Raw genomic sequence first — 14,406 nt, forward strand, 5'->3', positions numbered from 1 at the left:
CCGCACACGGCCCCACAGTTTTCGGAGTTGTCATGACCATCCCCCTTTCCTCGCTTGCGACCGCCGTGGTCGCTGCACTGCTTGCCGCGCCGGCCCTGGCGCAGGACGCCGCCGCCCCGGCAACCGCCAACACCCTGGACACGGTGATCGTCACCGGCACCCGCGTGTCCGACCGCACCGTGGCCGAGTCGCAGTCGCCGATCGACATCATCAGCGCCGAGTCGCTGCAGGCCACCGGCACCCCGGAACTGGCCACCGCGCTGGCGCGTGCCCTGCCCTCGCTGAACTTCCCGCGCCCGGCGCTGAGCGACGGCACCAGCGCGATCCGGCCGGCGCAGCTGCGTGGCCTGTCGCCGGACCAGGTGCTGGTGCTGGTCAACGGCAAGCGCCGCCACACCTCCTCGCTGCTCAACCTCAACGGCACCATCGGCCGCGGCGCCGCCGCGGTGGATCTGAACACCATCCCGGTGGCGGCGATCGCGCGGGTGGAAGTGCTGCGCGACGGCGCCTCGGCGCAGTACGGCTCCGACGCCATCGCCGGCGTGGTCAACATCGTGCTCAAGGGAGCGGAGAAGGGCGGCAGCCTGCAGGCCGGTTTCGGCCAGTATTCGGCCGGCGACGGCAACAACTACGAGCTGTCCGGCGACACCGGCGTGGCGTATGGCGGCGACCGCGGCTGGCTGCATGTGGCGGCCCAGCTCAACCAGCAGGACCCGACCGACCGCGCACGCGGTTATGCCGGCGCGCCCAGCGTCTCGCAGCCGGCCGTGGGCCAGAAGGCGTTCAAGATCGGCGACCCGGACGTCAATGCCCAGGCCGCCTCGCTCAACACTGAGTACCAGTTCAGCGACAGCATCACCGGCTATGCGTTTGCCACCGCCAGCAACCGCGACATCACCTCGTTCGCGTTCTTCCGCGCGCCGGGCAGTTCGCAGAACCTGTTGTCGATCTATCCGCAGGGCTTTTTGCCGGAGATCCAGAGCTACGCCAAGGACCGCTCGCTGGTGGCCGGCGTGCGCGGTTCCACCGCCAGCGGATGGGATTGGGACGCCAGCTACAACTATGGCTACAACCGCATCGATTTCCACACCCGCAACACGCTCAACGTGAGCCTGGGGCCGACCTCGCCCACCTCGTTCTACGACGGCGCGCTGGAGACCACGCAGAACATCGTCAACCTGGACGTCAAGCGCGGCTTCGACTGGGGCCTGGCCTATCCGGTGACGGTGGCCTTCGGTGCGGAATACCGCAACGAGAAGTGGAACCAGTCGCCGGGTGAAGTGGGCTCGTATTTCCAGGCGGGCACGTTGGCCGGCGGCGCGCAGGGCTTTGGCGGCTTCGCGCCGAGTGTGTCGGGCCAGTACTCGCGCAACAGCTATGCGCTGTACGCCGATATCGAAGCCGATTTCACCGACAAGTTCTCTTCCGGCCTGGCCGGCCGCTACGAGGACTACGACGACTTCGGCAGCCAGGCCTCGGGCAAGTTGTCGGGCCGCTATGCGTTCACGGACAAGATCGCGTTGCGCGGCACGGTGTCGTCGGGCTTCCGTGCACCGTCGCTGGCGCAGCAGTATTTCCAGTCCACCAGCACAACCTTCCTGGCCGGCAACCCGAACCCGTTCGAGATCCGCACCTTCCCGGCCGACAGTAACGTGGCGCGTGCCTTCGGTGCCGAGCCGCTGGATGCCGAGACCTCGCTGTCCTACAGCCTGGGCCTGGTGCTGCAGCCCACCGATGCGCTCTACCTCACCGTGGATGCGTACCAGATCGATGTGGACGACCGCATCGTACTGTCGTCCAACCTTACCGGTGCCGGCGTGCGCAGCCTGCTGGAAGCGCAGGGCATCTTCGGCATCAACGGCGGGCGTTACTTCACCAACGCGGTGGATACGCGCACGCGTGGCGTGGATGTGGTGGGCAGCTATCGCTGGCAGCTTGCAGCCAGCAGCGTGGACCTGACCGCCGGTTACAACTACTCGGAAACCGAGGTGCGCAGCGTGGCGGCCAACCCGGCGGCGTTGTCGGCCAACGGGCTGAGCCTGGAGCGTATCGACCGCACCGAGCGTGGCCGTATCGAAGAAGGCTTCCCGCGCGACAAGTTCCTGATCAACGGCAGCTGGAACTCCGAGCACTGGACGCTGGCGCTGGGCGCGACGCGCTATGGCAAGTACAGCACCCGCCCGGCGGCGGCGATCAACGACCAGACCTTCGGTGCCAAGTGGGTGCTGGATGCCTCGGCCAGCTACAAGGTCGACCGCTGGACGCTGACGCTGGGCGCGGACAACCTGCTGGACGAATACCCGGACGAGAACAACTTCGCCAACTCCACCAGCGGGCAGTTTCCGTACAGCAACCTGTCGCCGTTCGGCTTCAACGGTGCGTACGTGTACGGGCGCATCAACTACCGTTGGTAAGCGATGCGCACAGGCAGCGGCAAGCGCCGCTGCCGTCGCGAGGTGCGGCAACGACGGCCTGCACTGCGCGTGGCGCAGCGGATCTGGCAACGCCGACCGTGCCTTGCGATGCGGGCAGGCTGACGCATTTGCTGGCGTCAGCGCTGCAGCTTCGCCGTTGTCGTTCGACCACACGCCCCGGCCCTGTTCGGGGCGTGTGCGTTCAGGCGATTGCGACACACGCGTCAGCGGCCGCAGGCGCCTGCTGAGGGCTGCATCGCACGAGTAGACGTACACACGGCGCTTCCATTAGCACGCGGCACCGCGCCGCCGCCCCGCCCCGTCCGCATACCAGCCGGAACGATGACGGCGCCTGCGCCTGCGCCGTGCTATGAGCGGTGTTCCTGTCATTGCCGGAGCATGCAGATGGACGCATCGAACGTGTGTCGCGGTCGCTTGATCGATCACCTGCATCTGGTGGTGCAGGACCTGCCGGCAAGCCGACGTTTCTATCAGGCCGTGCTCGATGCGCTCGGCGTCCCGATCGGCGGCGAGGGCGATGGGTTCTTCTGGGCCGACGAACTGTTCGTTTCCGACCGGCACACCGTCGCGCAAGGCGTCCTGACCGGCCGCCACCATCTGGCCTTCCAGGCCCGCGACATCGCCATGGTGCACGCCTTCCATCAGGCCGCACTCGCCCACGGCGGCCGCGATAACGGCGCGCCGGGCGTGCGCCCCTATCACCCGAACTATTACGCGGCGTTTGCGCTCGATCCCGATGGCAACAACATCGAAGCGGTCTTCCATGGGCCTGCGCAACGCAGTGCCGAGATGGTGCAAATCACGTTCTGATGCAGAACTTTCATATCTGTTATCGATGTCCATGATGGTGCAAGCAAACCCGCGGGGCAGTAGGTCCGGTGCAAGCGATGCATCACCGTGGTGCAAGCTGGCACCGTTTTCATGCGCATATTTCCGATGACGGTTGCACGCGCAACGTAACCAAAATTTGACATGCGGTTACACGTGGTTAATGGTTGGGAACGCACCGCAGCTGCCGCCACGGACGCGGCCTGGGAGGGGGCCCACTGCGCTGCATCCGTTCCCCACTCGGAGTTGTCACCGCATGAATTGCAAGTCCAGTCCACTCGCAGTCGCTGTCGTTGTCGCCTTGTCGTTTTCCGCTTCAACCGCAGCCGCGCAGTCACAGGCTCCTGCGCAGAAAACCCTCGACACGCTGATCGTGACAGGCACCCGTGTGGCCGACCGCACCGTGGCCGAATCGGCATCGCCGATCGACATCATCTCGCCACAGGCACTGGAATCGACCGGCACCACCGAGTTGGCAACCGCGCTGTCACGCGCGATCCCCTCGCTGAATTTCCCGCGCCCGGCCATCTCCGACGGTTCTGACGCAGTGCGTCCTGCACAGCTGCGCGGCCTGTCGCCGGATCAGGTCCTGGTGCTGGTCAACGGCAAGCGCTATCACAGCACTGCGCTGATCAACCTCAACGACACCCAGGGGCGCGGCTCTTCGCCGGCCGACCTCAACACCATTCCGATCGCGGCGGTGGAGCGCATCGAAGTGCTGCGCGATGGCGCGTCGGCGCAATACGGGTCGGACGCGATTGCCGGCGTGATCAATGTCGTGCTCAAGGGCAGCGGCGAAGGCGGCAGCGTCAATGGCCGCTATGGCAAGTACAGCGCCGGCGACGGTGAGCAATATCAGCTCTCCGGCGATGCCGGCTTCAGCTTCGCCGGCACCGGCAAGGTGCACCTGGCCGCGCAGGCCGGGCATTCGGACCAGACCAACCGCGCGCTGCCGTTCGGCGGCCGCGTGGAGCAGCGCTACGGCGATCCGGAGATCGACCAGGGCGCCATCTCGTTCAACGGCGAATACAGCCCCACCGATTACCTGACCTTCTACTCGTTCGGCATGGTGAGCCGCCGCGAAGTGCTGTCCAACGGCTACTTCCGCTTTGCCGGCGACAACCGCAACCGCCCGGAAATCTATCCGGACGGCTTCCTGCCGCAGATCTACAACGTCAGCAAGGACGTGTCGTGGGTGGGCGGCTTGAAGACCTCCACCGAGGGCGGTTTGAACATCGATCTGAGCTACAACTACGGCCAGAACAATCTCACCTTCGATGTGCGCAACAGCTTGAACAACAGCTTGGGTCTGGCCAGCCCTACCGACTTCCACGCCGGTACGCTGGAAGTGACGCAGAACGTGCTCAACGCCGACTTCACCAAGACGCTCGATTGGGGCCTGGCCTATCCGGTCACGCTGGCGTTCGGTGCGGAATGGCGCGGCGAGAAGTTCAACCAGTCGCCGGGCGATGCGGCGTCATCGGCCAACGGCGGGATTCCCTCCGCGAACGGGGCGTTGATTCCGGGCGCGCAGGTGTTCCCGGGCTTCAAGCTCTCCGATGCCGGTTACTACAACCGCAACAGCCACTCGGCGTACGTGGACCTGGAAGCGGACCTCACCGAAAAGCTGTCGGCCGGCCTGGCCGGGCGCTACGAGAAGTACAGCGACTTCGGCGACACCGCCACCGGCAAGCTGTCGCTGCGTTACGCGTTCACCGACAAGGTGGCGCTGCGTGCCACCGCGTCCACCGGCTTCCGTGCCCCGTCGCTGCAGCAGCAGAACTTCCAGTCGATCGCCACGCAGTTCCTCAACGTAGCCCAGCCCAATGGCAGCGTGACGGCGATTCCGTTCGAGATCGGCACCTTCCGCACCGACAACCCGGCCGCGATCGCACTGGGCGCCGAACCGCTCAAGGCCGAGGAATCCAAGAACTACGGCCTGGGCGTGGTGCTGCAGCCGGTGGATAACCTGTACATCACCGTCGATGCCTATCGCATCGATATCGATGACCGCATCGTGCTGTCGGAGAACCTCACCTCCACCGCTGCGCGCAACTATCTGCAGGCCAACGGCTTCCCGGGCATCGGTGGCGGGCGTTACTTCACCAATGCGGTGGACACCAAGACCCAGGGCGTGGATGCGGTGGGCACCTACCGCTGGGCCCTGGATGGCGGCAGCGCGGAGCTGACCACCGGCTACAACTACAACAAGACCGAAGTCGAGCGCATCGCCGCCAACCCGGCTGCACTGGAAGCCATCGACCAGGGAGCGGTGCGCATCGGCCGCGCAGAACTGGGCCGCATCACCGAAGGCACGCCGCGCGACAAGTTCTTCCTGGGCGGCACGTGGTCGCCGGGCAACTGGTCGTTCACCGGCACCGCCACGCGCTGGGGCGAGTTCAGCACCTTCGGCACCAACGCCGGCAGCGACCAGACCTATGCAGCCAAGTGGACGCTGGACCTGGCCGCGTCCTACAAGCTGGGCGCGTGGAACTTCACCGTCGGTGGCGACAACGTGCTCAACGAATATCCCGACCGCCAGGAAGCGGGCCTGGGCACGCGCACCTACCTGCCCTACAGCAGCGCCTCGCCGTTCGGCTTCAACGGTGCGCTGGTCTACGCCAACGTGAACTACAAGTGGTGATGGGCTGCGCCGGTCGGTAGCGACCGGCGCCTGCCTTGCACGGCAACGCAGGACCATGCGTTGCCAACGCCGTCGCGCGTGCGCCATGCACGTGCCGGCCATTGCGTCACACCGCAGATGGATCGTCATGTCCCGCACGGATGCGCCCGGCAAGGATGCCTGCCGCGTCACACCTGCGTTGCAGATCGCCGCCGCTGCTTCCGTCTGCGCCACTGCAACGCGCGGCTTGCAGGCAGGCCAGCCTGCGCACTCCGCTGCATTCCCCTGCATCACACGCGTCACCGCTGTTCCATCATCCCCTTTGAGCCTTGATTCCCATGCACACCTCCAACGCACTTTCGCTGGCGATTTCAGTCGCACTCACGGTCTGTTCGTTCGCTGCCAGTGCGCAGTCGCAATCGACCGAACCGCAGAAAACCCTGGACACCCTGATCGTCACCGGCACGCGCGTCAGCGACCGCACCGTGGCCGAATCCGAATCGCCGATCGACATCATCACCGAGCAATCGCTGCAGGCCACCGGCGCCACCGACATCGCTACCGCGCTGGGCAAATTGCTGCCCTCGCTGAACTTCCCGCGCCCGGCGATTTCCGACGGTAACGACGCCGCCCGCCCGGCCACGCTGCGCGGGCTCTCGCCCGACGCGGTACTGGTGCTGGTGGACGGCAAGCGCTATCACACTTCTTCGCTGATCAACTACAACCCGTACGTGGGCCGCGGTTCGGCGCCGGCGGATCTGAACTCGCTGCCGATGTCGGCGATTGCACGCATCGAAGTGCTGCGCGACGGCGCCTCGGCGCAGTACGGCTCCGATGCCATCGCCGGCGTGGTCAACATCGTGCTCAAGCACGGGGCCGATGCGGGCAGCAACAGCGTGTCGATCAACGGCGGCCTGATGGACAAGGGCGATGGCGCGCAGAACGGTATCGACGGCTCGATCGGCCTGCCGTTCGGCGGCACCGGTGGCGATAGCGCACCGGGCTGGGTGCGGCTGTCCTGGAACTACCAGAACACCATGGACACCAACCGCAGCGAGAACACCAACCGCGCCACCACCATCGCCGGTGCGGCCAACCCCGGCGGCGTGCCCTACCAGCGCCACGGCGATCCGGATTCGACCTTCTACCAGGGGCTGGCCGCCTTCGGCTACGCGTTCTCGCCGAACGTGGAGCTGTACGGCCATGTCAGCGCGAGCCGGCGCGAAGTCACTTCCAACGGCTACTACCGCGCCTTCGACAACACCAGCCGCAACGTGCAGGCGGTGTATCCGAACGGGTTCCTGCCGCAGATCTACAACCCGGTCAACGACCGCTCCGCGGTGCTGGGCCTGAAGGGCACCACCGCCAGCGAGTGGAACTGGGACGTGTCGGCCACGTACGGCAAGAACGACATGAGCTTCAACATCCTCGACAGTATCAATACCAACCTGTACTGGACCACCGGCAGCTCGCCGACCCGCTTCAATTCCGGCGGTTTCGAGACCGAGCAGGGCGTGGTCAATCTGGACATCAACAAGTCCTTCGACTGGGGCCTGGCCTATCCGGTCAATGTCGCCTTCGGTGCCGAGCATCGCCAGGACCGCTACGAGATCACCGCCGGCTCGCCGGACTCGTATTTCTTCGACCCCAACACCATCAATCCCGACACCGGCGCCCCCTACCCCGGTGGCGCGCAGGTGTTCTCCGGCCTGGAGCCGTCGGTGGCAGGCCGCTTCGGCCGCCACAGCAATGCGGTCTACGCCAACCTGGAAGCGGATCTGACCGACAAGCTCTCCGGCGGCATCGCCGGGCGCTACGAGAAGTACAGCGATGCCGGTTCCACCCGCTCGGGCAAGCTGTCGGCGCGCTATGCCTTCACCGATACGTTTGCGTTGCGCGCCACCGTCTCAAACGGCTTCCGCGCGCCCTCGCTGGCACAGCAGAACTACGCCTCGGTGGTGACCCTGATCCAGGACGGCGAGCTGGTTCAGGTGGGCACCTACCGCACCTCCGATCCGGTTGCGGTGGCGCTGGGCGCACGCCCGCTGAGCCCGGAAAAATCCTCCAACTACAGCCTGGGTGGCGTGTGGCAGCCCACCGCGGACTTCACTTCCAGCCTGGACGTCTACCAGATCCGCATCTGGGACCAGATCCTGTATTCGGACCAGCTGCAGCTGGCGCAGCCGATCGGCCAGGTGGCGGCGGTGCAGTTCTTCGTCAACGGCGCCACCAGCCGCACCCGCGGCGTGGACTGGATCAACAGCTACCAGGCCGACCTGGGCAGCTACGGCAAGCTCAATCTCAGTGCCAGCGCCAACTACAACAAGACCACCATCCTGGAGCTGTCCAACCCGAACTTCGGGCGCGCCAGCCAGGGCCTGCTCACCGATGCCACGCCGCGCACCAAGTACATGGCCGCCGCGGATTGGTCGATCGGTGGGTTTGCGCTGAACTTCAATGCCACCCGCTACGGCGCGATCAAGCGCATCAGCGACCCGGCCGATGGCAGCCAGGACCAGACCTACGACGCACGCTGGCTGCTGAATCTGGCCGCCAGCCAGACCTGGGACGCCTTCACCTTCACCGTGGGCGCGGACAACCTCACCAACCAGTACCCCACCAAGGCGCAGCTGACCACCGCCTACGACGACCGCGCCGGCGGCCTGCAGTATTCGTCGCTATCGCCGTTCGGCTTCAATGGCCGTTACTGGTATGGCCGCGTGACCTACCGGTTCTGATCGGCGAGCGAGTCGCCTGCGCTGACCGACACGTCGGTCGGCGCAGGGGTGCAGGCATCACCGGTCGGCGGTGATGCCTGTTTGTTCGCGTCGACGCCTGCATCGGCCTGCGCGCTACGAGCGGCCATGCCTTGCCATGGCATCACCAGGACGCGAGCAAGGCGTCCACGCCCCGCAGGTTGGAGCGGTCGTTCCAGGTCAGCGTGTCGAGTTGATCCAGGCGCAACGCCGGCAGATGTTGCAGCAGTGCCGCAAGCGCGGCTTCCAGTTCGATCAAGGCCAGCCGGTTGCCCAGGCAGTGGTGAATGCCGCCACCGAACGACAAGGCACGGCCCTGTTGCCGGCGGATGTCCAGCAGATGCGGGTCGGTGAACTGCACGGGATCGTGATTGGCCGCACCCAGCATCAGATACACCATGGCGCCCTCGTGCAGGGTCACGCCATCGACTTCGAACTCCTGCAGCACCGTGCGTGTGGCCATCTGCACCGAGCTGTCGTAGCGCAGGCATTCGAGCACCGCATTGGGCATCAGGGCGGGGTTCTGCCTGAGCAATGCCAATTGGTCCGGATGCCGATGCAGGGCCACCAGCGCATTGCAGATCATGTTGGAGGTGGTTTCGTGGCCGGCGAAGAACAGCAGGATCACGTTGGAGACGATCTCGTCGTTGCTCAAGCGGCAGCCGTCGTCCTCTGCGCGGATGAAGCGCGAAATCAGGTCATCGCCGTCGGCGCTCCGGCGCTGCTCGATCACGTCCTGGAAATAACGCTCCAACTGCAGGTACGCCGCACTGGTGGCCTGCAGCTCATCGGGCGTCATCATCGGGTCGAACACCTTGGCCAGCGCGCTGGTGGCATGCCCCACCGTGGTGGCGTCGGCCGCATCGATATCCAGCATGCGGCAGATGATGCGCACCGGTAGCGGGAATGCGAACTCCTGCAGCACATCGCAATGGCCGTTGGCGTGGAAGCTGGCGATCAATGCAGCGGCGGTGTCGCTGGCCACCTGGCGCACGGACTCGATCTGCCGCGCGCTGAAGGCCTGGGTCATCAGGCCGCGCAGGCGCGTATGCGCCGGCGGATTGACCAGCAGGAACATGCGGCTCATTCCCTGGAACAACGGCATCTGCGGCGCATCGTTGCCGTAGCGCAGGCGAATGCTCTCCAGATAATCGCGGCCCACGCGTCGGTCGCTGAGCAGGCTGTCGACCACGCTGTAACGCCCGCTCATCAGCCGGCGCTCGGCCACTTCCACCAGCGGCCCCTCGTCGCGCAGGCGCGCATAGGTGGGATAAGGGTCCTGGCGAAACTGTGGGGTAGCGAGATCGCGAAGGTGCATGGCCTGGGCTCGTGGGGCCTGGTCGCCGGGCGCGGCGACAAGGTGTGGACGTGGGGAAGATGCGAGGCGTGTGCGCCGCAACGCCCGGATTGTCGGCCGCCGTCGCGCATGCGCCATGCCCGGGCGCGAAGCCTTGTCGTCAAACTTGAATCGATGTGCTGCAGCGATGCAGTTGCGTGATCGAGCGCGTGGACCGGACACGCGGTTGCAGCACGTTGCGGCCGCAGGCGACGGCGCGCGCGTCGGGCGCGTGTGGGCAACCGGCCGCCACCGTGAAGTGCACTGTTTACATCCAGCGCAGTGCTCATGCAGCACTGTGTGCGCAACCGCACCCTGTGCACGGGCGTGTCACCTGCGCATCCGCAAATCGCCAGGTCATGCCGCGCTGCGCCACGCGCACTGGCTTGCGCCACCAGTCGTGCACCTGGCGAGGGTCCGAGGCGTGGCGAAAAAGTTGCCACTACCCTGATGCCCACCGGTGCGTTGCCACCCTGCGCACGCTGCGCGGCGCAGGCAGCTGCATTGCCTGCCTGCGCCGCATGTCGCATCGCGTTAATCATGTGCTGTGTACTATGGGCGTCCGGCCAACCGGACCAGCAACGCGGTCCTGTTCCCCTCGCGCCGATCTCAGCCATGACCATGCAATGCCCGCAGGCGACGCCCGGCGCAGTGCCGTTGGCTGGGCCTGCCCGCCTCGTTCTCCCGGACACTCTCACAACGGATTGGAATGCATCACGACACCAGCCTCATCGACATCATCGCCGTCGGCCTCGCGGTCGCCTTCATCCTTGGCACGCTCGCGCAGAAGGTGAAGCTCTCGCCGCTGGTCGGCTACCTGTTGGCAGGCGTGTGCGTCGGGCCGTTTACGCCGGGCTTCGTAGCCGATCAGACCATGGCCAACCAGCTGTCCGAGCTGGGCGTGATGTTGCTGATGTTCGGAGTAGGGCTGCACTTCTCGCTCGAAGATTTGATGGAAGTGAAGTGGATCGCGGTGCCCGGTGCATTGGCGCAGATCGTGGTGGCCACGCTGCTCGGCTGGGCGCTGGCCTGGAGCATGGGCTGGCCGCTGATCCACGGCCTGGTGTTCGGCCTGGCGCTCTCGGTGGCCAGCACCGTGGTGCTGTTGCGCGCACTGGAAGAACGCCGCTTGCTGGACACCCAACGTGGCCGCATCGCGGTGGGTTGGCTGATCGTCGAAGACCTGGTCATGGTGCTGGCGTTGGTGTTGTTGCCGGCACTGGCGGATGTGCTCGGTACCGGCGCGCCGTCGGCGGCGCACGACGGCCAGTCCACTTCGCTGCTGGCCGCGCTCGGGTTGACCCTGCTCAAGATGGTGGCGTTCGTCGCGGCGATGCTGGTGATCGGCCGCCGGGTGATTCCGTGGTCGCTGGAAAAGGTCGCGGCCACCGGCTCGCGCGAACTGTTCACCCTGGCCGTGCTCGGCATCGCGCTGGGCGTGGCGTTCGTGTCGGCCACGCTGTTCGGCGTGTCGTTTGCGCTGGGCGCGTTCTTTGCCGGCATGCTGCTCAAGGAATCCGAACTCAGCCATAAGGCCGCCAGCGACTCGCTGCCGTTGCGCGACGCATTTGCGGTGCTGTTCTTCGTGTCGGTGGGCATGTTGTTCGACCCGATGATCCTCATCGCCCACCCCTGGCAGGTGCTGGCCACGTTCCTGACCATCACCGTGGGCAAGTCGCTGGCGGCATTCCTGATCGTGCGCGCCTTCGGCCACCCGACCGGCACCGCGCTGACCATTTCCACCAGCCTGGCGCAGATCGGCGAGTTTTCTTTCATCCTGGCAGGGCTCGGTGTGCAGCTGGCGATCCTGCCGGAGACCGGGCGCGATCTGATCCTGGCCGGCGCGCTGTTGTCGATCGTGGCCAACCCGTTCCTGTTCTCATGGCTGGACCGTTGGCAGGCCAAGCAGGCGCAGGACGCACCGGCCACGGCGCAACCGGAGCTGCCGCCTGGCCCGCCGTTGCCGGCCGACGGCCATGCCATCGTGATCGGCTACGGCCGCGTCGGCAGCGCGCTGGCGCAGCTGCTACGCAGCCGCGGCGTGCCGGTGCTGGTGATCGACGACAACGGCGACCACGTGGCCAAGGCGCATGCAGCGGGAATTCCCGGCATCCGGGGCAGCGCGGCAGCGGATCGGGTGCTGGCCGAGGCCCGCCCCGAGCACGCCAAGATCGCGATCCTGGCCATCCCGCAGCCACTGGAAGCCGGCGAAGCGCTGGCCAAGCTGCGCGCGATCAACCCGTCGCTGACCTTGCTGGCGCGCGCGCACAGCGATACCGAGGTCAAGCATCTGCTCGAACACGGCGCCGACGGCACAGTGCTGGCCGAGCGCGAACTGGCCTATTCGCTGGCCGAGATGGTGATGTCCACCCCGCCGTACCGGGCGTTGAATGTGCCGGCGTCGTGACGCCGGCGGCTTGTTTCGGTAGCGTCTAGTTCATCGCCAGACCAACTGATGCGCATGAAGCAAGGCGTCGGCGATGGAGTATGTTGTAGCTACTTTGCGCAGAGCGTTTGCGCAACGCTTTGCAAGGCGATAGGCAAGACCGCAGTCGACGCCGACATCAGCGGGATTTGACCGGTCGATACTGACGACGGTCGCCGTAAGCGGCACCTTTGGTCTCCACATTGGCGCATAACCGGTCGCCGCATAGCACTACGTCTGCGGCGTTGTAGGCGCGCAGCAGCTCCGCACGCAACTGATTGTCGCGGATCTCCTGGCGATACTGGCTCAGTAACCATCCGCCGCCTACCAGCAGCAGCAGCAGACTCCCCAGGACAACTGCCGCGCCTTTCCAGAGCAGCAGGCGCTGCCCGCGTTCGATACGCTTGAGTTGATCAGACAGCGACTGCGCGCCTTCGCCGATCAAACCGCCCGCTTGCTGTAGCCGCTTTTCGAACCCGGCGACAGGTTGGTCCAACCCCTGCTGGATGCTTCGAATCAACGTGTCGGGCACGCGTTGTAGCGTTTGTTCGGCCGAACGCGTCACTACATTTGGCAGCGACTGCGCTACCTGCTCCAACTGCTGCGCAAGACGGCGTTGCAGTTGCTCCAATTCGGCACATCGGCGCTCGAACTGTTCCATCAAGGCAGCGGTCTTGCTGGCCAGCTCCATCGGGTCGTGTGTGCTCATCGTGCGTCCTGCCTTGCTGGTGATGACGATTACAGGCTGCGCGCACCGACGCGCATGGTTTCCTGCTGTTGCGACTCGGCCTGTTGCCGCTGTGCCTGCATCGCCTGCTGGGCCGCCTGTTGTTCCTGCTGGTTTACCGCCTCGACCGCCTCGGCGCGCAAGCCGCGGCCGGGCGGTTCGTTGGCCAGGGTATGAGTCATCTGACGGAACTGATCACGGTCGCCGTTCTGTGCGGCGGCCAACATGCGGTCGAGAAATGCGCCGGGGTCGTCCTGCAGGGAGGACGGCTTGCCGCCGTGTGTCGGCGACGCCGCGCGCACCTCCTGCGTATCCTGCTTGAGCGGGACCTGCCAGGTCTGTGGCGCATGGCTGCGCTCGCGGTCTTGCTGAAATTGTTGCATCTGCTGCTGCCAGCTGGGCGCATCCATTTCCCGACGCCCGGCGCCCGACTCCGCTGGACCGCGCAGCTGGTCGACGCCATCACGGACAAGGCCAGGGATTCCACGCGAATACAACGTCAAGCCCGCCCGCAGCGTTTCGACGTCGCCGCGATACTTCTCGATCATTGGCGCGTACTGCTGCGCGAGCTGACGTGTTGCGGGATCGTCCAATACGGAACGATCCGGCTTGCCGTCCGCATCGACGGGGAGAAAGTTATGCATAACGTGCGAATCGCCCAGCTTGGCTGCCGCTAATAACGGAAGGCGCGCATCCAGCACTTCATTGTCGTTGGCGTAATCAGCTCTCTTCAGCGTGGCGATCTCTTGCGGCGTAGCGTATATCTCCACGCGCCCGTAATGCCGGCTGGCGGCGCTGACCGCATCGCCAGCCATTACGTGATTAATTACCTCGTTACCACCCTCGGGAATTCGCCGATCCAGGCTCGTCGCTCCGTAGGCGTTGAATGTCTGTCCTTTCAACCCGAAATGGTGCGCCGTGACCTGAGTCAGTCCGCCGCCAAGGGAATGCCCGGTGACAGTGACTTCGGGCTTATGCCCATCGCGCTTCGCTAGACGCTCTGCCAGCTCGATCGCCCGTTGTGTCAGCTCGATGGCGTCGTCGACCTGGGGATTATGACGCTTCACCACCATGCTGCCATCAGCATAAGCGCCATCTTTCAAGAGCTGTCTATCAGGCTCGGTACCGCGATGTGCAACGATTACCTCCCTAGTATCCACGCTCCGATAGACGACCCCCTGATATCCCGAAGGGCGATCCATATACTCGAGGCGCTGATATCGACCCTCTCCAATTGAAATAACGGGACTCTTTAATCCAACCATATCAGGCCGAT

At 65.5% G+C, this 14,406-nt stretch carries 8 protein-coding genes; 5 read left to right on the forward strand and 3 right to left on the reverse strand.

Annotated elements, in window-relative coordinates:
* The first annotated feature begins 32 nt into the window (after window positions 1–32).
* From ACCQ12_RS14670 to ACCQ12_RS14685, 4 genes are all read left to right on the forward strand, one after another.
* Window positions 33–2,414 carry a TonB-dependent receptor plug domain-containing protein gene (locus ACCQ12_RS14670; protein ID WP_372382061.1) on the forward strand — a complete coding sequence of 794 codons (2,382 nt, stop codon included), beginning with the start codon at window positions 33–35 and terminating at the stop codon, window positions 2,412–2,414.
* Window positions 2,415–2,819: 405 nt separating this feature from the next.
* Window positions 2,820–3,245, forward strand: coding sequence for a VOC family protein (locus ACCQ12_RS14675; RefSeq protein WP_047695575.1), 426 nt, complete (start codon window positions 2,820–2,822; stop codon window positions 3,243–3,245).
* Window positions 3,246–3,519: 274 nt separating this feature from the next.
* Complete coding sequence (locus ACCQ12_RS14680; protein WP_372382062.1) at window positions 3,520–5,907, forward strand: TonB-dependent receptor plug domain-containing protein; 2,388 nt, start codon at window positions 3,520–3,522, stop codon at window positions 5,905–5,907.
* 317 nt (window positions 5,908–6,224) lie between these two features.
* Entirely contained in the window at window positions 6,225–8,624 is a 2,400-nt protein-coding gene (locus tag ACCQ12_RS14685; protein ID WP_372382063.1) for a TonB-dependent receptor plug domain-containing protein, read from the forward strand.
* Window positions 8,625–8,766: 142 nt separating this feature from the next.
* Here ACCQ12_RS14685 and ACCQ12_RS14690 read toward each other — a convergent pair whose 3' ends face one another.
* On the reverse strand, window positions 8,767–9,960 hold the full coding sequence (locus ACCQ12_RS14690) for a cytochrome P450 (RefSeq protein ID WP_372382064.1): 1,194 nt from the start codon (window positions 9,958–9,960) through the stop codon (window positions 8,767–8,769).
* Between the two features lie 727 nt (window positions 9,961–10,687).
* Here ACCQ12_RS14690 and ybaL point away from each other — a divergent pair.
* Window positions 10,688–12,385: a YbaL family putative K(+) efflux transporter gene (ybaL, locus tag ACCQ12_RS14695; protein WP_184385501.1), complete on the forward strand. Its 1,698-nt coding sequence runs from the start codon at window positions 10,688–10,690 to the stop codon at window positions 12,383–12,385.
* Between the two features lie 157 nt (window positions 12,386–12,542).
* Here ybaL and ACCQ12_RS14700 read toward each other — a convergent pair whose 3' ends face one another.
* Window positions 12,543–13,112: a relaxation protein gene (locus ACCQ12_RS14700; RefSeq protein WP_372382065.1), complete on the reverse strand. Its 570-nt coding sequence runs from the start codon at window positions 13,110–13,112 to the stop codon at window positions 12,543–12,545.
* A 29-nt stretch (window positions 13,113–13,141) separates the two neighbouring features.
* The gene (locus ACCQ12_RS14705) at window positions 13,142–14,395 is read right to left on the reverse strand and encodes a Tle-like phospholipase domain-containing protein (RefSeq protein ID WP_372383627.1); all 1,254 of its coding nucleotides are present in this window, start codon (window positions 14,393–14,395) and stop codon (window positions 13,142–13,144) included.
* Window positions 14,396–14,406 lie beyond the last annotated feature (11 nt).

This window comes from Xanthomonas sp. NCPPB 1068 (assembly GCF_041479385.2).
Classification (GTDB): Bacteria; Pseudomonadota; Gammaproteobacteria; order Xanthomonadales; family Xanthomonadaceae; genus Xanthomonas; species Xanthomonas cannabis.

Coding starts and splice junctions, on each gene's coding strand:
- ACCQ12_RS14670 (WP_372382061.1), top strand. CDS start 33: ATGACCATCCCCCTTTCCTCGCTTGCGACCGCCGTGGTCGCTGCACTG.
- ACCQ12_RS14675 (WP_047695575.1), top strand. CDS start 2,820: ATGGACGCATCGAACGTGTGTCGCGGTCGCTTGATCGATCACCTGCAT.
- ACCQ12_RS14680 (WP_372382062.1), top strand. CDS start 3,520: ATGAATTGCAAGTCCAGTCCACTCGCAGTCGCTGTCGTTGTCGCCTTG.
- ACCQ12_RS14685 (WP_372382063.1), top strand. CDS start 6,225: ATGCACACCTCCAACGCACTTTCGCTGGCGATTTCAGTCGCACTCACG.
- ACCQ12_RS14690 (WP_372382064.1), bottom strand. CDS start 9,960: ATGCACCTTCGCGATCTCGCTACCCCACAGTTTCGCCAGGACCCTTAT.
- ybaL (WP_184385501.1), top strand. CDS start 10,688: ATGCATCACGACACCAGCCTCATCGACATCATCGCCGTCGGCCTCGCG.
- ACCQ12_RS14700 (WP_372382065.1), bottom strand. CDS start 13,112: ATGAGCACACACGACCCGATGGAGCTGGCCAGCAAGACCGCTGCCTTG.
- ACCQ12_RS14705 (WP_372383627.1), bottom strand. CDS start 14,395: ATGGTTGGATTAAAGAGTCCCGTTATTTCAATTGGAGAGGGTCGATAT.